At 70.9% G+C, this 19916-nt stretch carries 21 protein-coding genes; 7 read left to right on the top strand and 14 right to left on the bottom strand.

Features of this window, described 5'->3' with window-relative positions:
- The first annotated feature begins 111 nt into the window (after positions 1–111).
- The 3 genes from fomD to ACWGJ2_RS35135 all read left to right on the top strand — a co-directional run bounded on the left by fomD (position 112) and on the right by ACWGJ2_RS35135 (position 4449).
- Positions 112–912: a cytidylyl-2-hydroxypropylphosphonate hydrolase gene (gene fomD, locus ACWGJ2_RS35145; RefSeq protein WP_453350412.1), complete on the top strand. Its 801-nt coding sequence runs from the start codon at positions 112–114 to the stop codon at positions 910–912.
- 132 nt (positions 913–1044) lie between these two features.
- Positions 1045–1725 carry a class I SAM-dependent DNA methyltransferase gene (locus ACWGJ2_RS35140; RefSeq protein ID WP_453350411.1) on the top strand — a complete coding sequence of 227 codons (681 nt, stop codon included), beginning with the start codon at positions 1045–1047 and terminating at the stop codon, positions 1723–1725.
- A 63-nt stretch (positions 1726–1788) separates the two neighbouring features.
- Positions 1789–4449: a SpoIIE family protein phosphatase gene (locus ACWGJ2_RS35135; RefSeq protein ID WP_453350410.1), complete on the top strand. Its 2661-nt coding sequence runs from the start codon at positions 1789–1791 to the stop codon at positions 4447–4449.
- A gap of 94 nt (positions 4450–4543) precedes the next feature.
- Here the strand turns inward: ACWGJ2_RS35135 and ACWGJ2_RS35130 are convergent, their stop codons facing one another.
- From ACWGJ2_RS35130 to ACWGJ2_RS35105, 6 genes are all read right to left on the bottom strand, one after another.
- Positions 4544–5077 (bottom strand): alkyl hydroperoxide reductase, encoded by a 534-nt coding sequence (locus ACWGJ2_RS35130; RefSeq protein ID WP_453350409.1) that lies wholly within the window; start codon positions 5075–5077, stop codon positions 4544–4546.
- A 7-nt stretch (positions 5078–5084) separates the two neighbouring features.
- Complete coding sequence (locus tag ACWGJ2_RS35125; protein ID WP_453350408.1) at positions 5085–5639, bottom strand: peroxiredoxin; 555 nt, start codon at positions 5637–5639, stop codon at positions 5085–5087.
- Positions 5640–5809: 170 nt separating this feature from the next.
- Positions 5810–6310, bottom strand: a complete 501-nt coding sequence (locus ACWGJ2_RS35120) for a hypothetical protein (RefSeq protein WP_453350407.1) — start codon at positions 6308–6310, stop codon at positions 5810–5812.
- A 357-nt stretch (positions 6311–6667) separates the two neighbouring features.
- The gene (locus tag ACWGJ2_RS35115; RefSeq protein WP_453350406.1) at positions 6668–6982 is read right to left on the bottom strand and encodes a hypothetical protein; all 315 of its coding nucleotides are present in this window, start codon (positions 6980–6982) and stop codon (positions 6668–6670) included.
- A 491-nt stretch (positions 6983–7473) separates the two neighbouring features.
- On the bottom strand, positions 7474–7716 hold the full coding sequence (locus ACWGJ2_RS35110; RefSeq protein ID WP_453350419.1) for a DUF7848 domain-containing protein: 243 nt from the start codon (positions 7714–7716) through the stop codon (positions 7474–7476).
- Between the two features lie 154 nt (positions 7717–7870).
- On the bottom strand, positions 7871–8092 hold the full coding sequence (locus ACWGJ2_RS35105) for a hypothetical protein (RefSeq protein WP_453350405.1): 222 nt from the start codon (positions 8090–8092) through the stop codon (positions 7871–7873).
- 270 nt (positions 8093–8362) lie between these two features.
- Between ACWGJ2_RS35105 and ACWGJ2_RS35100 the strand changes: the two genes are divergently transcribed.
- From ACWGJ2_RS35100 to ACWGJ2_RS35085, 4 genes are all read left to right on the top strand, one after another.
- Positions 8363–9202 (top strand): helix-turn-helix domain-containing protein, encoded by an 840-nt coding sequence (locus tag ACWGJ2_RS35100; protein ID WP_453350404.1) that lies wholly within the window; start codon positions 8363–8365, stop codon positions 9200–9202.
- Complete coding sequence (locus tag ACWGJ2_RS35095; RefSeq protein ID WP_453350403.1) at positions 9189–9401, top strand: DUF397 domain-containing protein; 213 nt, start codon at positions 9189–9191, stop codon at positions 9399–9401. Before ACWGJ2_RS35100 ends, ACWGJ2_RS35095 begins: the two co-directional genes overlap by 14 nt.
- Positions 9402–10069: 668 nt before the next feature.
- Complete coding sequence (locus tag ACWGJ2_RS35090; RefSeq protein WP_453350402.1) at positions 10070–10417, top strand: VOC family protein; 348 nt, start codon at positions 10070–10072, stop codon at positions 10415–10417.
- Positions 10418–10512: 95 nt separating this feature from the next.
- Positions 10513–11508, top strand: a complete 996-nt coding sequence (locus ACWGJ2_RS35085) for a hydrogen peroxide-inducible genes activator (RefSeq protein ID WP_453350401.1) — start codon at positions 10513–10515, stop codon at positions 11506–11508.
- Between the two features lie 49 nt (positions 11509–11557).
- Here ACWGJ2_RS35085 and ACWGJ2_RS35080 read toward each other — a convergent pair whose 3' ends face one another.
- From ACWGJ2_RS35080 to ACWGJ2_RS35045, 8 genes are all read right to left on the bottom strand, one after another.
- Positions 11558–11860: a hypothetical protein gene (locus ACWGJ2_RS35080; protein WP_453350400.1), complete on the bottom strand. Its 303-nt coding sequence runs from the start codon at positions 11858–11860 to the stop codon at positions 11558–11560.
- Positions 11857–12819 carry an SPFH domain-containing protein gene (locus ACWGJ2_RS35075; RefSeq protein ID WP_453350399.1) on the bottom strand — a complete coding sequence of 321 codons (963 nt, stop codon included), beginning with the start codon at positions 12817–12819 and terminating at the stop codon, positions 11857–11859. The genes ACWGJ2_RS35080 and ACWGJ2_RS35075 overlap by 4 nt, the downstream gene beginning before the upstream one ends.
- A gap of 187 nt (positions 12820–13006) precedes the next feature.
- A complete protein-coding gene (locus ACWGJ2_RS35070; protein ID WP_453350398.1) occupies positions 13007–15466 on the bottom strand; it encodes an FtsX-like permease family protein in 2460 nt (819 codons plus the stop codon).
- 17 nt (positions 15467–15483) lie between these two features.
- Entirely contained in the window at positions 15484–16206 is a 723-nt protein-coding gene (locus ACWGJ2_RS35065) for an ABC transporter ATP-binding protein (protein ID WP_453350397.1), read from the bottom strand.
- Positions 16203–16727, bottom strand: a complete 525-nt coding sequence (locus tag ACWGJ2_RS35060) for a PadR family transcriptional regulator (protein WP_453350396.1) — start codon at positions 16725–16727, stop codon at positions 16203–16205. The genes ACWGJ2_RS35065 and ACWGJ2_RS35060 overlap by 4 nt, the downstream gene beginning before the upstream one ends.
- A 116-nt stretch (positions 16728–16843) precedes the next feature.
- On the bottom strand, positions 16844–17470 hold the full coding sequence (locus ACWGJ2_RS35055) for a hypothetical protein (RefSeq protein ID WP_453350395.1): 627 nt from the start codon (positions 17468–17470) through the stop codon (positions 16844–16846).
- Positions 17463–19109, bottom strand: a complete 1647-nt coding sequence (locus ACWGJ2_RS35050; protein ID WP_453350394.1) for an alpha/beta hydrolase — start codon at positions 19107–19109, stop codon at positions 17463–17465. The genes ACWGJ2_RS35055 and ACWGJ2_RS35050 overlap by 8 nt, the downstream gene beginning before the upstream one ends.
- 6 nt (positions 19110–19115) lie before the next feature.
- Positions 19116–19652 (bottom strand): hypothetical protein, encoded by a 537-nt coding sequence (locus ACWGJ2_RS35045; protein WP_453350393.1) that lies wholly within the window; start codon positions 19650–19652, stop codon positions 19116–19118.
- Positions 19653–19916 lie beyond the last annotated feature (264 nt).

Below are 19916 nucleotides of genomic sequence, written 5' to 3'. Positions count from 1 at the left end.
CGTGCGGCCGGGGTGGCCGCCCCCTCCGGGCGTGGGAAGGGTCACGCCCGTACGAGTTGGGCTGCGGCACAGCTCACGGCGCGACGGGCCCGTCGCGCCTAGGATCTGCGCATGACAGCGGAGACGGCGGACACAGCGGGAAAGGCACACAGCACCGACACCGGCAACGGCACCAGCACCGGCATCGGGACCGGAGCGCACGCCAGCGGCCACTGGTCGCCGGGATCGCAGATCCTGTGGCGCTACCGCGCCAACGGCTCCCCCGCGGGCGCCCCGCACATCTGCCGCCCCGTCACCGTCGTCCACGACACCCCTGACCTGCTCGCCGTGTGGCTCGCGCCCGGCACCGTCTGCGTGAAGCCCGAGCTGGCCGACGGCACCCCTGTGCACCGTGAACCGCTCGCCACCCGCTACACCAAGCCCCGCACCGTCGCGCTCTCGCGCTGGTTCGGCACCGGGGTGCTCAAGCTGGCGCGGCCGGGCGAGCCGTGGTCGGTGTGGCTGTTCTGGGAGCGCGGCTGGCGGTTCAAGAACTTCTACGTCAACCTCGAAGAGCCCCGTCACCGATGGGTGGGCGGCGTCGACTCCGAGGACCATTTCCTGGACATCGCCGTCTACCCGGACCACACCTGGGAGTGGCGCGACGAGGACGAGTTCGCCGAGGCGCAGCGCGCGGGCCTCATGGACGCCGAGCAGGCGCGGCGCGTCCGCGAGGCGGGCGAGGCGGCGCTGTGCCGCATCCGCTCCTGGGCCTCGCCGTTCCCCGACGGCTGGGAGCACTGGCGCCCCGACCCGCGCTGGCCCGTCCCCCGGCTGCCGGACGACTGGGACCGCCGCCCCGTCACCGTCGAGCGGGCTGCGGGCAGCGGAGCCGGGCGCGGCAGAGCGCGCGGCACACCGTTCAACACGTGACCCCGCCTACCTCCCGGAAACGCTTGCTGCGCCCCCATACTGCAAACGTAGGATCAACGTCCGTAAGCGCTCTGCTGCACAACTCCCCTTCCCCGTCGGGGGTTTGGCGCGCGGTCAGAGAGGAGGCCAATCGTGGGCAGGACTGATGGACACGGGGCGTACAAAGGCTTCGACAGGTCCGGCATCGACAGGACCGGTCAGGCCGAGGCGTTCGACACCATCGGCGACCGCTACGACGAAGCCTTCCCCCACAAGGAGGGACAGCTCGCCGCGGGCGCGTGGCTCGCCGCCGAGCTGCCCGCCGGCGCCCGGGTGCTCGACCTCGGCTGCGGTACGGGCCTGCCGACGGCACGTCAACTGACCGACGCGGGGCACCGGGTGACGGGCGTCGATCTGTCGGCTGCGATGCTGAAGCTGTGCCGCGACAATGTGCCCGAAGCCGAATTCCACCGCATGGACTTCGCGGATCTGGAGAAGCGCAACCTTGGCCCCTTCGATGGAGCCGCCGCCTTCTTCTCGCTGCTGATGCTGCCACGCGAGGAGATTCCGTACGCTCTGCGCATGCTGCACAGCCAGTTGCGCGAGGGCGGTCCGTTGGCCATCGCGATGGTGGAAGCAGATGTGAATGACTTCTCGATTCCGTTCTTGGGCAACACGATCCGGGTATCCGGTTATCTGCGGGACGACTTGCGCCGGGTCGTACGCGAGGCGGGTTTCGAGATCGCCGGGGAGGACGCCTACGCCTATGCTCCGGCCAGCACCGATGTACCGCCCGAGATCCAGCTTTTCCTGCGATGCCGACGACGCCCGTAGCCGGCGAGCACCCAGCGCCGGCCGCGCCCGACGCGCAGCCCCGGATGGATGGAAACCGAACGCGTGACGGAGCATGAATCGCCCACGGCGAGCAGCGCCGAGAGGACGCACTCGCCTGCGGCGAACCCGACCGACAAGGCCCCGCCCAACGGCGGCGGCCAGGACCCCGCGCATGCCGGGGCCCCCGCCGCCCGCCCTGCCCCCCACCAGGCGGCTGCCGACCCGATGCCCGCATCCGCGCCCGCACCCGCACACGGCGGGGGCGCGCGGGAGCGTTCCGCCCGCCCGCCCGCACAGCGGGACGGCGGCGGCGCGGGCGACGGCGGGACCAGGGGGAACGGGAAGGGAAAGGGAAAGGAGAAGGGCAACGCGAGGACGAGGACCAAGCGGAACAGGGGGAAGCAGGGCGTGAACGCGGGCACGGACCCGGGCTGCGCGGCGGAACACTCCGCCGTTCCCGAGGAACCGGCCGGCCGGACCGGCACACCGGGACCGCCCGGCGCCGGCGGCCCCGGTGAGACCGGTGGACCCCACGAGCCCGAGGGGGCCGAGGGCCCCATGGGCGCCGCCGGACCCACCGGGCCGACGGCGGCCGACAGGGCGGCCGACAGGGCGGCGGACAGGTCAGCGGACAGGGCGGGCGCACACGAGAACGCACCGGGCGGCGCGGGGGCGCCCGGCGTCCCGGCACAGGGCGCTCCGGAGGGCGGCAAGCCCCCGGAGCCCGCGGCTCCGCACCTGGACAGCGGCGGGGACTCGCACCCCGACGACCGCGCCGCGCCGCCCCTGGCCGACCCGGCGACGGCCGCCTCGGCTGCCATGAGCGAGAGCGCCGAGCGCGAGCGCAGAGGCGGCGACCGGCTGCGGTTCGTCGGCGCCGCCACCCGCAGGATCGCGCGCGGCATAGACCTCGACGAGACGGTGCTCGGCCTGTGCCGCGCCAGTGTGCCCGCCTACTCGGACGCGATCCTCGTCTATCTGCGCGACCCGCTCCCCGTGGGCGACGAGCGGCCGACCGGACCCGTCGTGCTGAGGCTGCGCCGCAGCGACCGCATCCCCGAGGACCCACAGTCGGCGGTGCGGGCGCAGGCGGCCCAGGCGCGCGCGGCGGAGGCGGGCACGGGTCCGGGCTCGGGCTCGGGCTCGGGCTCCGGTTCCGTTTCCGGTGCCGTTCCAGGTTCCGCTTCGGGTGCGGTTCCGGGTTCCGGTTCGGGTGCCGTCTCCGGCGGTGACGCCGGTGCGGGAGACGCGGGCGGTGAGCCCGCGCAGGGCCTGTCGCTGCTGTCCGCCGTGCCCGACGGCACCTCGGCTGCGACGGAGTTCGCCGAGGTGCGCGCCGGAGGCCCCCTCGCCGAGGTGCTGCGCGGGGTGCGCCCCGTCTTCGCCGACGCGCCCGCGGCCCGCGCCGCGCTCCCCGAACTGCTCGGCACGGGCCGCGACGTGCCCTCCGGCAACCGCGCCATCCTCGCGCCGCTGCGAGGGCGCCGAAGAGTCATCGGAGCGGCCGTCTTCCTGCGTCGCCCCGAGCGCCCCGCGTTCGAGCCGGACGACCTCCTGATCGCGGCGCAGCTCGCCACCCACACCGCGCTCGGCGTCGACAAGGCCGTGCTGTACGGGCGCGAGGCGTACATCGCCGACGAGTTGCAGCGCACCATGCTCCCGGACGAGCTGCCGCAGCCCACCGGCTGCCAGCTCGCCAGCCGCTATCTGCCGGCGGCCGAGACCGCGCGCGTCGGCGGCGACTGGTACGACGCGATCCCGCTGCCGGGCAGCCGGGTCGCGCTCGTGGTGGGCGACGTGATGGGGCACTCCATGACGTCGGCCGCGATCATGGGCCAGCTCCGCACGACGGCGCAGACCCTGGCCGGGCTCGACCTGCCGCCCCAGGAAGTGCTGCACCACCTGGACGAACAGGCACAGCGGCTCGGCAGCGACCGCATGGCCACCTGCCTCTACGCCGTCTACGACCCGGTGGCGCACCGGATAGTGGTCGCGAACGCGGGCCATCCGCCGCCGGTGATGCTGCACCGGGGCGGGCGTGCCGAGGTGCTGCGCATCCCGGCGGGCGCGCCGATCGGCGTCGGCGGTGTGGACTTCGAGGCGGTGGAGCTGGACGCGCCGGCGGGCGCGACGCTGCTGCTCTACACCGACGGTCTCGTCGAGTCGCGTCAGCGCGACGTGTGGACGGGCATCGAGCATCTGCGCGAGAAGCTCGCCGCGACGGCCAGGCTGACCCGGCCGGACGCGTCGGCCCCGCTGGAGCCGCTGTGCGACGAGGTGCTGGACATCCTCGGCCCCGGCGACCGCGACGACGACATCGCGCTGCTCGCCGCGCGTTTCGACGGGATCGCGCCCAGCGACGTCGCGTACTGGTTCCTCGACCCGCGCGCGCAGACCGCGGGGCAGGCCCGCAGGCTGGCCCGGCGCGCGCTGGCGCGCTGGGACCTGGAGGAGCTGACGGACTCGGTCGAGCTGCTGGTCAGCGAGGTCGTGACGAACGCGGTGCGCTACGCGGAACGCCCCATCACGCTGCGCCTGCTGCGCACGGACACGCTGCGCTGCGAGGTCGGCGACGACGTGCCGCAGCTGCCGAGGCTGCGGCAGGCCCGCGCGACGGACGAGGGCGGGCGCGGCCTGTACCTCGTCAACAAGATGGCGCGGCGCTGGGGCGCGACGCGGCTCTCGACGGGGAAGGTCGTCTGGTTCGAGCTGGCGCTGCCCTAGCGCTGGCGCCCGCGCGGCACGGCGAGCACGACGAAGCCCGTCCCGTACCGGTGATCACCGGTACGGGACGGGCTTCGTATGTAGGAGATCCGGGTCAGCCCTGGAGCTGGGCCTCGGCCTCAAGGGTGGCGCCGACGGCCTGGACGACCGAGGCGATCTTGAACGCCTCCTGGATCGTCTCGCGGTCGACACCGGCCTTCCGCAGCACCTGCTCGTGCGAGTCCAGGCACATGCCGCAGCCGTTGATGGCGGAGACGGCGAGCGACCACAGCTCGAAGTCCACCTTCTCCACGCCCGGGTTGCCGATGACGTTCATCCGCAGACCGGCGCGCAGGGTGCCGTACTCCGGGTCCGACAGCAGGTGCCGGGTGCGGTAGTAGACGTTGTTCATCGCCATGATGGCGGCGGCGGACTTGGCGGCGGTGTACGCCTCCGCGCTCAGGTTCTCCTTCGCCTCCGGCTCCAGAGCACGCAGGACGATACCGGAGCGGGACGCGATGGCCGTGGCGAGCACGGTGCCCCAGAGCTGCTGCTTGGGCAGCTCCGAGTTGCCTATGACGGAACCCAGGTTGAGCTTCAGGTCCTTGGCGTAGTCGGGCAGGGCCGACTTCAGGTCGTCGAGGGCCATGGGGTGATCACTCACCCGCCAGCAGCGCGACCGGGTCGAGCGTCTCGTCGCCCGAGGTCCAGTTGCAGGGGCACAGCTCGTCGGTCTGGAGCGCGTCGAGGACCCGCAGGACCTCCTTGGGGTTACGGCCCACGGAACCGGCGGTCACCATCGTGAACTGGATCTCGTTGTTCTGGTCCACGATGAAGACGGCACGCTGCGCGAAGCCGTCCTCGCCCTCGATGCCCAGCTCGCGCATCAGCTCGTGCTTGGAGTCGGCCATCATCGGGAAGGGCAGGTCACGCAGGTCGTCGTGGTCCTTGCGCCAGGCGTGGTGCACGAACTCCGAGTCACCGGAGAAGCCGAGGATCTGCGCGTCGCGGTCCGCGAACTCCTCGTTCAGCTTGCCGAACGCGGCGATCTCGGTCGGGCAGACGAAAGTGAAGTCCTTCGGCCAGGCGAAGACGACCTTCCACTTGCCCTCGTAGGTCTTGTGGGTGATTTCCTCGAACTCCTTGCCCTTCTCCAGGGAGACGCAGGCGGTCAGTTCGAACTCGGGGAACTTGTCACCGACAGTGAGCAACACACACTCCTTGCGAGGCAGAACGACCCCTTTTGAGGGCCTTCCTACTGGTTGGACGGACTCATACAGTGCCACAACCAGCATTGATCGCGGAAATAGCCTGTCGCCGTGGCGTTGATCGGGTGTCGTTATCAGTGCGGGTGGGGGAAGACGCAGGAGGGGACGGGGTCTCATGGGGTCGGACTGGGGGCAACGGTGGTGAGCTGGAGCTTCCGCCCGCCGACGAGCGGGGCGGTGAGGATGACGGTGCGGCCCTCGTGCTCCAGCGCCTTGCCGATGCGGGTGTGGCGAGCCTGCCACCAGTGCCGGGGCGCGAGGAGGGTGGACAGGCAGTCACGGGTGGTGCCGTCGACGGCGATGCACTCGCCCTTCTCACGCAGGCGCAGGGGGTGGCAGGCGTAACCGGTCAGGAGGGTGGCCATGTTCCCCTCCATGATCTCGATGACCTGCCCGGACGGCATCCTGCGTGGGTAAGTGGTCAGGAAGGCGGGTCCGTGCGGCAGCTCGTACATCAGGCGGACGGCGCGGTCCTGGATGCGGCGCATGACGAAGTGGGGTGCGTGGCCGTCGAGGACGGCGACGGGGAAACCTGACGAGTACGCCCAGCCATGGGGGTCGTAGAAAACATCCTCGGGGTCGGCGGGGATCAGGACGCGGTGATCGTGGGGCACGGGGCTTCTCCGTGGGCCAGTGGTAGGTGGCCATAGGTACGGCGGCTTCGGTGGTGAATGGGCGTCTCTACGGTCCTTTGAGGGGCTAGGCTCGCTCTATGGCCGAGCCCTTCGTGAACGCCGAAGACGGGGATCATTTGGCGTGTGGCATCTGTCCGGCAAAGCGGCTTCCCAGGCCGGAATTCCGCGTCTACGACCGGCCGACCAGAGCGGCGTCTTTCAATCCGGAAGACGGGTACCGGTACGCACTCGACGGAACGCCAGTTTGCGTCCACCCCCACAAGGTGGGGCTTGAACCTGACAGGATTGCCCCGCCCCCGGAAGCCACGATCCCGGAGGCGGAGGAACCAGCCGTGCCTAAGCGGCCGTGGTGGAAAGCTGCGGGATGGAAACCTTCTTTCCGCGCTCGGTGACCCCGATTCCCGCGTACACCTCATCCAGTACCTTGCGGCGCCGCTCGGTCTCTTCGGCCCCGATCCAGTAGCGCGGGGCAAGGTCACCAAATGCGGCCTTGTATGCCTGGTGCGTGTAGTCGCCGTGGTCCCACGCATTGTTTTCGTGCTCCACGTCCGTCATGTGCACGAACTGCATCTTGTGACGCTTCATCATGCGCGTCAGAAGCGAGAACTGCGCCAGCATGGCGTGCGTCGTGGTGTCCACCGGGACGGACATCGGCAGCTCCGCTGCCAATGTCCGTCCCGGTGAGGTCCCACACGGCGGACTTGAGCGCCATCACCCGAAGCGCCTCCTTGAACAGCCCCGGTGCGTCGGCGACCGCGTCGTAGCCGCCGCCGTCAGTGATGAGTGTGTAGCCGTAGAAGTCGTCCCAGTCAGAGGAATACTGAGAGACGGCCAGTTCGAGGCGGTCGATTTCGACGTCTGTTGCCATGGCCGTGTAGATCTCACGTGCCCGCTCCGCCACGTGTTCCGGGGCGGGGCGGGAAATGGTCACTGTCACTGTGCTCTCTCCTTTTCGGCTGAGCGTGAGAGGGAACCCTCCCGGCTGCCGGGCCAGCACACAGACAGCCGGACGGGAATTAGAGAATGTTGCTCGCGGCGGGGGACGTGACTATTGCTGTCCATGCGCTCAGCGTCGCCCCTATGAGCAATAACGCAGCCACACGGAAGAATGTCTCGGTGTCGCTGGTGTCGCTGGTGTAAACCTAGGCGTCAGAGCTGAGAGGGCGCTTCACGCTCTTATCTCCGGCGGGCAATGGAGTGGCGGGCTTGGGCTGACCAGACGACTGAATGGACTCGGTGTCCGTTACGAGTCGCCGGAACACCTGGTGGCCTGTCTTGGCCTCATGCGCGTGCATCCATGTGGATACCGCCTCTGCCGTGACCGACTCTTCAGAGTGGCCGTCACAGATGGCCGTCATGCAAACAGCTTGAAAGCTGACTGCCATACCTGGGGTTGGGAAAGCCTGGAGGGATTCTCCGCGTGTGGGGATGGCTACCGTGTTACAGATAGGCGCTCGATTGTTTCGGCGGAGATGTTCGTCTACACGCTTGCCATGGGCATCAACGCGGGCGGCTAGCTCGGCATACACGTCCACGTCCTTACCCCTTCTCGGCGGCACGAAGGGACTCGGCCAGTTTCCTAGCCGTAGCGACGTTGCATCGGGACAAGTCGATCAGCGGTTCGAGTCCCATCGCACGAGACACGGGGTCAAGTTCGAGGGACGGCAACGTAATGCCCCTGCTTTTTAGTACCTCGCGCAGCTCCCACATGGCATCCTCGGCCACCTTGAATTTCTCGGCGTGGTCGCCCTTCGCACCCATTGCTTGTACTCCTCAGTTCTCGTTCACTGGTTTCCTTCGTCGCCTCCGGGCTCACCGGACACCCCGCGACGGCCCCTTCTAGCTCTGCCGCGCCGTCGCGGTACGCCCGCTTCGGTAGGTCGTTCGACATACCAGCTCCGAATCTTGATCGTCCCCCTGGGGGCGGGTGCGTCCTGTGTCTCCACCATCGCTAAAAGAACGAGGTAGGTACACGGAGGGCGCGTAACCAAATACGCTCAGTGGACAGGGTTTTGAGGGGAGGTAAGTACGATGGAACTAGAGCCAGAAGCAGACGCGATGCCCGCCACACCTGCTGGGATGCTGGCGTCACGTGCGAGGCGCGCACGGGCTCAGTTGGGCCTGTCGCTACGGGCGCTCGCTGAGAAGCTGGGATACCCGCACACGTACCTAAGCCGGGTAGAGCGCGGGGAACAGCTCCCGTCCGAAGCACTGGCGGAAGCGCTTGACGACTTCTACAAGACAGACGGCCTGTTCGCCGATCTGCTGATTGTGGCTGTAGCGGCAGAAGTGCCTGTGTACGGACGCAAGGTGCTTGAAGAGGAGAAACGGGCCGCTCGCATCCAGACGTTCAACAGCTCTGTCGTGCCAGGGCTGTTGCAGACGAAGGCTTACACGACCGCCCTGTTCACGGAGTCAATGCCGGGCAAAGACGCTGAGAAGGTTGCGCTACAGGTCGCCATGCGGTCGCATCGCCGGGCGGTGCTGGACTCCGAATCGCCTCCGCTGTACTGGGCGATCATGGATGAAGCGGCCCTGCGTCGGCCGGTAGGCAATCGGGCGATCATGGCGGAGCAGGTTCGTCAGATACTCCGCATGATCGAGAGCAACGATGGCGTAGTCCGGGTGCAGGTGCTGCCCTTCTCTCGTGGAGTGCATCCCTTGTTGGGCGGTAGCTTGAGTCTGCTCACCCTTCGGGATGGCGTGACCTTCGCTTACGTCGAGTCGTTCGCGTCTGGCGCGGTGGTGGACACACCGGCTGATGTGCTGGAGCTGACGACGCTTCTGGACATCGCCCGGTCGAAGGCCCTTGACAGCGGGGAGAGCCTGACCCTGTTCCACACGTACCTGGAAGAGTATGAAAATGACTGAGAACGCGCTGCCTCTGGTTTGGGTGAAGAGCAGCTACAGCAATGGCCAGGGTGCCGAGTGCATAGAGTGGGCTCCAGAACACGCAGCAGCCACCGGGAGTTTCCTGGTCCGGGACAGCAAGAACCCGGACGGCCCTACCCTCAGCATGAGCCGCGAAGCGTGGGCTGGTCTCGTCCAACTCGCCAAGCATCAGCGCTGAGCCCAGCCCTATACCGGGCATGAGCCCCGTCACTCCTGTTCGGAGCGGCGGGGCGCTTTGCTGCTTGGTGCTCCTCGACGGCGGCCTCGACTGAGCGGCGTTCGGCACCTGCTGGGCTGGCTGGCGCTCGCTCGCCGGGGGGGTGCCCCTATCTGCTTGGTCAAGGGGCTGGGGCGGTTTGGGGCTGGTAGAACGTGCCGTCGCGGAGCATCGCGAAGAGCACGTCGGCTCGGCGCCTGCTGGGGCGGCACGCTCCGCCACCCGGACGGCGGGGAACCGACGCGGAGCGACCACGAGCCGCGCAACCCCGACGCGGCAGCAGTCGCCCCCCGTCAGCCCCGTACCGGGGGTGGTCTGCTCACGCGGGCGCGGTCACGACGGCGGCAGTACGGCGACCCGCCACGTACCGGCGCACGGCCGGACGACGGGATGGCGCCCCACCCCTCCCCCGCAGCCAGCCACAGGCCACGCCAACCGCACTCGGGCGGCAGCCGGGCGCGGCGGCGCAGTGTGCCGACGTCGAGGCCGCGAGGACGAGCCGCCCCTTCCGGGCCGAGCTTGTTCCAGTGCCGCGCAAACGAGGGACACCGGGGCGCGGGCCCGGAGAGAATCGGCGGGGCGTTCACGCGCGACGTTCGCACTCGCACCGTCAGCAAGGAGGAGGCACCATGTCCGTCCGCCGGGTCATGCCCGACATCGCGTCGGAGGCCGTCGAGGAGAGCCGGGACTTCTACGGGCTGCTGGGGTTCGAGGAGGTCATGAACCACGGCTGGGTGGTGACGCTCGCCTCCCCCGAGAACCCGACGGCGCAGGTCACCTTCATGACGCATGACAAGACCGCGCCCGTCGTGCCGGACATGAGCGTCGAGGTGGACGACGTGGACGCCGTCTACGCGGCCGTGCGCGCGAGCGGTGCGGAGATCGTGCACACGCTGCGGGACGAGGAGTGGGGGGTGCGGCGGTTCTTCGTCCGGGACCCGAACGGGCGGGTGGTCAACGTGCTGAGCCATCGCTGAGCCACCGCTGAGCCGTCGCCGAGCCGTCGCCGAGCCGACCGGGATTCATCGCGGAAACCGTTACCCTTGCCGGTGTTGATCGGAGGTGGTTATCAGTGACCCCGCCCACACCGTACGCGACGAGCGCCGCGCCGAGCGGCCCGTACCCGTCGGCGCACGCGGCGCGGGCCCGGCAGCCCACCCTGTCGCAGTTGCGGGCCTTCGCAGCCGTCGCCGAGTATCTGCACTTCAGGGAGGCGGCGGGCGCGATCGGCATGAGCCAGCCCGCGCTGTCGGGCGCCGTGGCCGCGCTGGAGGAGACGCTCGGGGTGCAGTTGCTGGAGCGCACGACGCGCAAGGTGCTGCTCTCCCCCGCGGGTGAGCGGATGGCGGCGCGGGCCCGTCGCGTCCTGGACTCCGTCGGCGAGCTGCTGGAGGAGGCCGAGGCCGCGCGGGCGCCGTTCACCGGGGTGCTGCGGCTGGGCGTGATCCCCACGGTGGCGCCGTATCTGCTGCCCACCGTGCTGCGGCTCGTCCGCGAGGAGTACCCGGACCTCGATCTCCAGGTCCACGAGGAGCAGACCGCCTCGCTGCTCGACGGGCTGGGGCACGGGCGGCTCGACCTGCTGCTGCTCGCGATCCCGCTGGGCGCCGCCGGGGTCACCGAGCTGCCGCTGTTCGACGAGGACTTCGTGCTGGTCACCCCGCGCGACCACGAGTACGCCGGGCGCGGGGACGTGCCGAGGTCGGCGCTGCGCGAGATGGATCTCCTGCTGCTCGACGAGGGGCACTGCCTGCGGGACCAGGCCCTGGACATCTGCCGCGAGGCGGGCCGTGAGGAGGGGGCCGTGACGACGAGCGCGGCGGGCCTGTCCACGCTGGTCCAGCTCGTCGCGGGCGGCATGGGCGTCACGCTGCTGCCCCGTACGGCACTGCGGGTGGAGACGGCCCGCAACGACCAGCTCTCCACTGCCTACTTCGCGCCCACCGCGCCCGCGCGGCGCATCGCCCTGACGATGCGGGCCGGTGCGGCGCGCGAGGCGGAGTTCACGACGTTCGCGGCGTCGCTCCGCGCCGCGCTCTCCCCGCTGCCCGTCCGCCTCGTGGAGTGACCCCCGGCCCAGCGGCCCCCGGCCCCGGTCCAGCGGGCCCCGGACCCCGTCACTCCTCGCGGGGCCGCTCCTCGCCGGATCGCTCCTCGCGGGGCGGGCGCCCCCTGCGGGGGTGGGGCCGGGCCTCCTTCGGGAGGCGGCCCGCGTCCTTGAGCGCCCGGCGCAGCAGATAGTCGATCTGCGCGTTCGTGGAGCGCAGCTCGTCCGCCGCCCAGCGCGCCAGCGCGTCGTGCATCGACGGGTCCAGCCGCAGCAGCACCTGCTTGCGCTGCTGCGACCGCCGCTTCGGCGCCGCCGGGCCCGGAGCCTCCTCTTCCGGAGGCTCCTCCCCCGAGGCGTGCGGATCCGTCACTGGTAGAGGGATCCCGTGTTCATCACCGGCTGCGGCGAGCGGTCGCCGCAGAGCACGACCAGGAGATTGCTCACCATCGTCGCGCGCCGCTCCTCGTCCAGCTCGACGAAGTCCTGCGCGGTGATCCGGGTGATCGCGTCCTCGACCATGCCGCAGGCGCCCTCCACGATCGTCTTGCGCGCGGCCACGACCGCGCCCGCCTGCTGCCTTTGCAGCATGGCCGAGGCGATCTCCGGCGCGTAGGCGAGGTGCGTGAAGCGGGACTCGACGATCGTCACGCCCGCCGCCTCCACCCGTACGGTCAGCTCGGCCGCCAGCTTCTCCGTGATCTCCTCGGCGTTGCCGCGCAGCGAGAGCCCGGCCTCGTCGTGCGCGTCGTAGGGGTACTCGATGGCGATGTGCCGTACGGCCGCCTCGGTCTGGGTGGACACGAACTCGATGTAGTCGTCCACGGCGAAGGTGGCCATCGCCGTGTCCTCGACCTGCCAGACGACCACGGCCGCCAGCTCGATCGGGTTGCCGTAGGCGTCGTTGACCTTGAGCACCGCGGTCTCGTGGTTGCGCACCCTGGTCGAGATCTTGTGCCGGGTGGTCAGCGGGTTGACCCAGCGCAGCCCGTCCTTGCGGATCGTGCCGGTGTAGCGGCCGAAGAGCTGGACCACGCGGGCCTCGCCGGGCGCCACCATGTTGAGCCCCGACATCGCGAAGACCGAGCCGATCAGCAGCAACACGCCGAGCACGATGAGCACAGCGCCGACGCCGCCCGAGCCGTCCCCGGCCAGCACCCCGCCCCCGACCACGGCGCCCGCCCCGATGAGGGAGCCGACGAGGCCGAGCAGCAGCGCGAGTCCGCCCGGAATGCTGTGGGCCGCCGTCTCGCGCACGTCGGGCCTGGGCATCTGCGGTACGTCACCGGGCTTCAGTGCGGACCCGGCGGTATCGGTGTCGTTCACGGACATGGGAATCCCCCGTTCTTGCGGTTCTGCGGCGCCCCCAGCGTTCGAACGCCTAGCAAAGTGATAACACTTTATTGGGTGCGACGCGACCCCGCCGCTCCCTCACGACGCGACCCCGGCCGTTGAGGGGAACCGGCCGGGGTCGCGCGGGGCCCCGTCGGTCAGGGGCCCCACCAGGGGAAACGCACCCTCACTCCGTACGCAGACCGTCCGGCCGCATCATCCGCCACAGCGGCGGCAGACTCACCAGCGTCACCATCGCGATCACTCCGAAGCCGACGCCCACGGCGGGCAGGAAGGCCAGCCAGTCCACCTTCGCCTGCCCCATCGTCCGCAGCAGTCCCCAGCCCAGCCCGAGCCCGAAGACGGTCGCGAGCGCGAGCCCGAGCACCACGGGCACCGCCGTCTGCCAGAGCACCGAGGCGCCGAGGGTGGAGCGGCGCGTGCCGAAGGCCACCAGTACGGACAACTGCCGCTTGCGCTCCCTGAGCTGCTCCAGCGTGGTGATGATCATGCTGAAGCCGATCAGCAGCAGCACCGCGGCCGAGGCGGCCGTGAGACCCCGCTGGATGCCGAGGAACTCGCCCGAGGTGGTGCGGGTCTTCATCTCGAAGATGTTGTACGCCGGGTCGGCCTGGAAGACCGTCGTCCGGACGTTCTCCATCGCCTCCGGGTCGCTCAGGTCGGTGCGCACCGCGGCGCGGTAGCTGGCCTCCTTGAGCCGTTCGACGGGCATGGCGGAGGGCGTGACCATGACGCCGCTCGTGTAGTTGCCGTCCGCCGTCTTGCGGGACGTGACCTCCTTGGCGGAACCGGGCACGGTCCACCTGTCCCGCGGGTCCTTCGCCGCCTTGCTCCCGCCGCCCTCGATCTCGTCGAGCGCGAGCCGGTCACCGCGCTCGGGCTGCGGCTCGTCGGGCTCGTCGGACTCCGAGGACCTGGCCAGGAAGGTCTGGCCCTCCCGGCAGTCGCCGATCCGGGCCAGCTCGCGGAGCGTGGCGCAGTCGCCCACGGTCACGCTGACGCCGTCGGCCGTGGTCCCTGTCAGGCCCACGTACGCCTGGAGGGAGCCCTGCGCCTCCTTGACGCCGTCGGTCCCCTTCAGCGCCTTGTTCAGCTTCGCCGCCTGCTCGACGGTCGTGTACGGGCCGTAGACCTGCGCCTGGGCCAGCGCCGGGTCCTGGCCCGTGTCCTGGGTCGCCTTGGCCTCGACGGCGGTGAAGACCATCTGGAGCGCGATGGCCCCGGCCACCGCGATGGTGATGCCGCTGACGGCGCGCGTGGCGACGCCGCTGCTGAGCTGGAGCCGCCGGGTGGCGAGCTGCCAGGAGAGCGGGCCTCCGCTCAGCTTCCGCACGACCCGCTCCACCGCCCAGGGCAGCAGCAGCACGGCGCCGCTCAGCAGCAGGACGACAGCGGCGACGATCTTCTTGGTGTCGACGTCCGCCTCGTCGCCCGTGAGCGAACCGGCCAGCGGCACCAGCAGCAGGACGCCCGCGGCGGTCGGCAGCAGCCGCCACCAGAGGCGGCGCGAGCGGCGCACGCTCTGCCGCACCACGCCCAGCGGTTCGACGGCGATACCGCGCATCGCGAACAGCGTGACCAGGACTGCCGCGACGGGCACGGCGAGCACGATCAGCGCGACGAGGGCCGGAGCGGGCAGCACGTCGGACGGGAAGACGCTGATCCCGGAGATCTCCATCGCGGCGATGGACGTCCGGCCCAGCAGGAAGAACCAGGCGCCCGCCACCAGCCCCAGGAGCGCGCCGACCAGACTCTCGCCCGCGGCGATGCGACGCGTCATCCGCGCGTCGGTGCCCACCAGGCGCAGCGCGGCCAGCCGGGCGTCGCGGCGTTCGCCGCCGAACCTGACCGCCGTCGCGACGAACGCCGCGATCGGCATCACGAGCACCGCGCAGGCCACCACGACCAGCAGCAGGATCGTCGGGTCCATGGGCTGCTCGCCCTGCTGCTCCGTCTGCGCGAACCCCTCCACCCGGTGGGCGCCCGACTTCAGTGAGATGTCAGAGGAGCCCTTGTAGAAGGCCAGTTCGCCGGGGCCGAGCAGGCCCTCGTCCCCGATGCCGCCGACGACGCGCGCGTCGAGCCGGTCGGCCAGGACCTTGCCCTCGTCCGTGGCGAGGTACTCCTTGAGCGCCGGCGAGACGAGCATCTCGCCGGGGCCGGGCAGCTTCTCCACGCCGGGCGGCAGGATCGGGTCCGAGCCCTCGGCGCGCAACTGCCTCCCGTACAGCTGCTCGCCGTGGAACCGGGTGTTGGCGTCGGAGGTGAGCATGGTCCGCTCGGTGCGCGGGGGCTCGGTCTCCGTGTACTGGGTGCCCGCCGACCGGGCCTCCTCGCGGGCGCTCCGGTTGTCGATGATCTCGGGCACGGAGGTCGCGAGCAGCAGCAGGGCCACGCCGAGCCCGACGCCGACGGCGGTCAGCAGCGTGCGGGTCCAGCCCTGGCGTCCGCCGCCGACCGCGAACCGGGCGCCCAGGAAGAGGTCGCGGGCCCACAGCTTGAGGCCGCTCGGCGCCGCGGGCGCCTGGGCCTGGGCCGAGGGGGCGTGCGCCGAGGCGCCCTCGGCCGGGCCCGCCGCCCGGTCAGCCGCACGGTCCGTCGCGCGGTCCGTCTCCGGGGACGCCACGCCGTTGCCCCGCGCCGTCACAGCGCACCCGCCATGTCCCGGGCCCTGCCGTCGCGTACGACGACCTCGCGGTCCGAGTAGGCGGCCACCCGGGACTCGTGGGTGACGAGCACGACGGCGGCCATGGTCTCCCGGGCCGCCTCGGTCAGCAGCTCCATCACGCGCTCGCCGTTGAGGGAGTCGAGGGCGCCGGTCGGCTCGTCGGCGAAGACGACGCGCGGCCCACCGGCCAGCGCGCGGGCGACGGCGACGCGCTGGCCCTGGCCCCCCGAGATCTGGCCCGGCCTGTGGTGGCGCACGTCGGCGACCTCGAGGCGCTCCAGCCACGCGGTGGCGCACTTCTCCGCCTCCTTGCGGCCGACACCGGTCAGCCGCAGCGGCAGCGCGGCGTTCTCCACGCAGGTCAGCTCGGGCACGAGCTGGCCGAACTGGAAGACGAACCCGAAGTCGCCCCTGCGCAGCTCGCTGCGCTGCGCGTCCGACATGCCCGACAGCTCCTGGCCACGGTAGGTCACGCTGCCCGCGTCGGGCTGGACGATGCCCGCGAGGCAGTGCAGCAGCGTCGACTTGCCGGAACCGGAGGGTCCCATCACGGCGACGACCTCGCCCGGCGCGATGGTGAAGTCGGCGCCGTCGAGCGCGGCGGTGGCGCCGTAGGTCTTGTGCAGGCCGCTGGCGGCGAGCAGGGGCGCGCCGGTGGTGCCGGAGCCGGGGGCCGGGGTCTGGTCGGCGAGCTTCATGACCGCACCTCCGTGGCGAGCTTGTCGAGCCGGGCCGCGGTCAGTTCCAGCCAGCGCAGATCGGCCTCCAGGTGGAACAGCGCGTGGTCGCAGATGAGCTGGTCGGCGAGATCGCCCTGCTGCTTGCGACGGGTCAGCTCGCGCATCAGCCGCAGGTGCTCGGCCCGCTGCGAGTCCAGCATCCCGGCCGCGTTCCGCTCGGTGAGCAGGGCGAGGACGACCTTGGTGTAGAGGGTGCTCTGGAGGTACGGCTCGGGCTTCTCGGGCGTTTCGAGCCAGCCCTCGACGTCGGTGATGCCCGCGTCGGTGATGGCGTAGCGCTTGCGCTCGGGACCGCCGCCCGACTCCACGCCGTCGACCTCCACGAGGCCGTTCTTCAGCAGCCGGGACATGGTCGAGTAGACCTGCCCGTAGTGCAGGGGGCGGTCGTGGCCGAAGCGCTCATCGAAGGCCCGCTTCAGGTCGTAGCCGTGGCGGGGGCCGGACTCCAGGAGACCGAGCAATGTGTGACTGATGGACATGCCGGAGACTCTACACCACGCGTATACACGCGATGTATAGACGGAGCGAACAGTGGCCCCGCCCATCGGGCGAGGCCACAAAGCCGCAGGTCACACGACCAGAAGGGGAAGCCGGTTCAGTACGTGTCCACCTTCTCGCCCTCCGGCACCTGATAGCAGTCGGAGACGAGGTGGAAGGAGAGCAGCGGCTCGGTGTCACCCGACGGAACCCCGCCCTCCGGCTCGCCTGCCCCGGACTGCGAGGGAGAGGGCGAGGGCGCCGCCTCCGTGCGCCCCTCCAGCGTCACCTTCAGCGTGAACCGCTTCCGCGTCGAGTCGGCCATGAAGTACGGCGTCCGGTTCGCGTTCGACGAGCGGCCCTCCTCGACGATCTTCCAGCCGTGCCGCGGCAGGTCCTCCTTGAGCCCCGCCATCGCCGTCTTCAGCTCGTCGGGCGACTTCGCGCTCAGGGACCAGGGGTGGACGATCCGGTAGAAGGTCTCCGTGTCCCTGCCCTCGCAGGGGCTCACCCCCGGACCGCCCTCGCTCGCCCTGCCCTTCACCCGCAGCAGCTCGTAGAGCTGACTGGACAGCTTCCTGGCCTCCTCGCGGGGGCCTTCGATCTCCCGGACCCGGGGTGCGGGTCCGTCGTCCTCGGTGCCGTTCATGCCGGAGCATCCCGTCGTCAGTGCCGTCAGAGCGAGTGCCGTGAGCGCGGCGGCCAGCGCGCCGGACCTGGAGCCGTACCCGTACGCCCTACGCACCCGTGACATCCCCATAGCGCCCGGTGATGACCCGGGCCTGGTTGGTGATGCTCTCGGACCTGGGCGACCAGTAGTTGCCGTGCCCCTCGGTGTCCGTCCTCATCTGGTGCGCTCCGAAGTCGTCGTCGCTGGGAATGGTCCACCCCCAGCCCTCACCGTGCACGTACCGCCCCCAGTTGGGAATCGCGTCGCCTTCCGCCTCTTGGTTCCACGTGTGGTCCCTGCCCGTCTCCAGCTCCTCCGCGCTCTCGATGTTCATGCCGGGGCTGCCGACAGTGATCAGGTCGTCGGCCGGGAAGTCGCCCTGCATGCTGGCCTGCCCCACCAGCACCGTGCCGTAGCTGTGCGCGACGACCGTGGTGTGGCCGGCCTCGGGCCCTCCCTGCGCCGTCTCCAGTCCCGTCAGGAACCGGTTCAGGGCCGGAGCGCCCTCCTCCGCGTACGAGTCGACGGTCGCGCTCGGGATGTCCGGCGGCGTGTCGTAGCCGATCCAGGTGACCGTCGAGACGGGCCGGCCGTTGCTGAGCGCGTTGCTGCTGCGCCACAGTTCCGCGCCGTCCTGCAAGGGGCGCTGCGCCCCGCCCAGCGCGGTGTTGGTGCCGGGCACGGAGACGGAGGTGTGCTTCGCCGTGTCCGGGTTGCCGTTGGCGACGATCGCGCGCCCGTCGCCCTCCGCGTCGAAGCCCAGCAGATACGCCTGGGGGAGGCCGTCCTTGCCGGTGGCGTCGAAGCGGTCCTGGATCGCGCCCATCCCGTTCAGCGCCTTCTCCAGGTGCTCCTTGCGGTCCGCGTACCGGTCCTGCCACTCCTGCCAGCGCTGCCCCGCGTCCGTGATGCTCCCGCCAGGCCCCTGGGGGCGCGGCGGCTCCGGCGGTATCCCGGCCAGCTCCGTCTGGTACTTCGCCCGCGTGCTTTCAAACGAGGCCCTGTTCGCCTCGTCCCGCACGTCCGAGGGGATGCCGTCCAGGGCGCCGACGCTCGCCGGGTAGAGGGAGACGTAGTCGGCGCGCTGCTCGTCCGTCAGGCCCTTCCACCAGTCGGCGTTCTCCTGCGGCGACTTCCCCTTCGGCACCTCCCCGAGCCCCAGATCGCGGGCCGCCGTGTCGCCGACCTTGCCGGTGTCCCGCGCGACGTCGGCCCAGTCCTCGCGGGTGACCTCCAGATCGGCGTCCGTGATCAGCTCCCGCAGCGTGGCCGCGTACCGGCCGTCCGCCTCGCCCGCCTCCCGCAGCGCGTCGCCGATCCGGTCGGCGAAGCCCTGCACCGTCTCCTGCTTCGCGCCCTCCTGGCCCTGCACCGTGCCGTCGTCCTTCACCGTCATGCCCGCGTCGACGGCGTCCTGGACGGCGGTGTTCAGCTTCCGCTGCGCCGAGCGCAGCTCGGCGGCCAGCCCGTCCAGGGCCGTACGGACGAGCCCGGACTCGACCTGCACGTAGTGGAAGTTGCGGCTCAGCCGCTGCAACCGCCCGATCGCCTGGTTCACGCCGTCGCCGCTCAGCGCGGCCCTGAGCTTCGCGGTGATCTCGTCGTTCAGCCGGTCCTTGGCCTCGCTGGCGCAACTGCTCACCTTCTGCCAGCCGTCGGCCGCCTCCTCGAACTGCCCCGGCTCGATCCCCCGCAACTGCGCGTAGGTCACCACGGGCGCTCACCAGCTTCCCGAGGGGCCGCCGGGCGGCGGGACGGGCTTGGTCTCCTGCGCGGTGAAGGCGTCCTTGACGGCCTGGTCGGTCTTGTAGAAGTCGCTGCCCGCCTTCGCCAGCTTGTCCTTCAGCTCCCCGCACTCGCTGCGGGCCACCTCCAGCCGCGCCTCCCAGGACTGGAAGACCCGCTTGTGCGCCCCGACGCTCTCCAGCCCGTCCACGCCCTTGTCGCCGGCGCCCGCGCCCGCTTGCGCGTCCCGCAGTTCGCCGAGCGCGCGGCCGACGTTCCCGTGCAGCGACTCCAGTGACGTGGCCGCCACGTCCCAGGGGCCCTTCTCGGACTTCAGCACGCCGGTGCCGCCGTCCCGCCCCGGGCCGTTGCCGCCGGGTCCGCTGCCGACGGGCCCGTCGACTCCCGCGAGCCGCGTCCCGGTGCCGTCGCCGTCGCCCCCACCGCCGTCACCGTCACCGCCGCTGCCGCCGCCAGCGCCTTCGAGGAGCCGCTGCCAGCGCTCCGGTACTCCCGCTCCGTGTTCCGCCATCCCCGTGCCCCCCGGTCCGTTCGCGATCCGTCGGCGCTTCCACGATCGAGCGGCGAACGTAGCAAAGGGGACGGCCGGGGGAATCCGTCTTCACAAAAGCCTCGCGGAGCCCCACGGACCGCACAGACAGCACGGGGCGCCCCCGCCGGCGGGGCGGGGGCGCCCCCGGCGCGGCGGGGGCCGGTTCCTGAGCCCGCGGTGACCCGGTCAGTTATAGACTAATACCAGCCCACGAGGCCCACAAAGATCGGGTTGTCCGGCTTG

This window comes from Streptomyces sp. NPDC054796, from assembly GCF_053611545.1.
This window is presented reverse-complemented; position numbering and strand designations above follow the sequence as displayed.

What these genes read in the sequence shown, in the direction of transcription:
- ACWGJ2_RS35110 (WP_453350419.1), bottom strand. Translation starts at nt 7,716, where the DNA reads ATGGCAGTCAGCTTTCAAGCTGTTTGCATGACGGCCATCTGTGACGGC.
- ACWGJ2_RS35090 (WP_453350402.1), top strand. Translation starts at nt 10,070, where the DNA reads ATGTCCGTCCGCCGGGTCATGCCCGACATCGCGTCGGAGGCCGTCGAG.
- ACWGJ2_RS35075 (WP_453350399.1), bottom strand. Translation starts at nt 12,819, where the DNA reads ATGTCCGTGAACGACACCGATACCGCCGGGTCCGCACTGAAGCCCGGT.
- ACWGJ2_RS35065 (WP_453350397.1), bottom strand. Translation starts at nt 16,206, where the DNA reads ATGAAGCTCGCCGACCAGACCCCGGCCCCCGGCTCCGGCACCACCGGC.
- ACWGJ2_RS35100 (WP_453350404.1), top strand. Translation starts at nt 8,363, where the DNA reads ATGGAACTAGAGCCAGAAGCAGACGCGATGCCCGCCACACCTGCTGGG.
- ACWGJ2_RS35095 (WP_453350403.1), top strand. Translation starts at nt 9,189, where the DNA reads ATGAAAATGACTGAGAACGCGCTGCCTCTGGTTTGGGTGAAGAGCAGC.
- ACWGJ2_RS35060 (WP_453350396.1), bottom strand. Translation starts at nt 16,727, where the DNA reads ATGTCCATCAGTCACACATTGCTCGGTCTCCTGGAGTCCGGCCCCCGC.
- ACWGJ2_RS35130 (WP_453350409.1), bottom strand. Translation starts at nt 5,077, where the DNA reads ATGGCCCTCGACGACCTGAAGTCGGCCCTGCCCGACTACGCCAAGGAC.
- ACWGJ2_RS35045 (WP_453350393.1), bottom strand. Translation starts at nt 19,652, where the DNA reads ATGGCGGAACACGGAGCGGGAGTACCGGAGCGCTGGCAGCGGCTCCTC.
- ACWGJ2_RS35115 (WP_453350406.1), bottom strand. Translation starts at nt 6,982, where the DNA reads ATGTCCGTCCCGGTGGACACCACGACGCACGCCATGCTGGCGCAGTTC.
- ACWGJ2_RS35105 (WP_453350405.1), bottom strand. Translation starts at nt 8,092, where the DNA reads ATGGGTGCGAAGGGCGACCACGCCGAGAAATTCAAGGTGGCCGAGGAT.
- fomD (WP_453350412.1), top strand. Translation starts at nt 112, where the DNA reads ATGACAGCGGAGACGGCGGACACAGCGGGAAAGGCACACAGCACCGAC.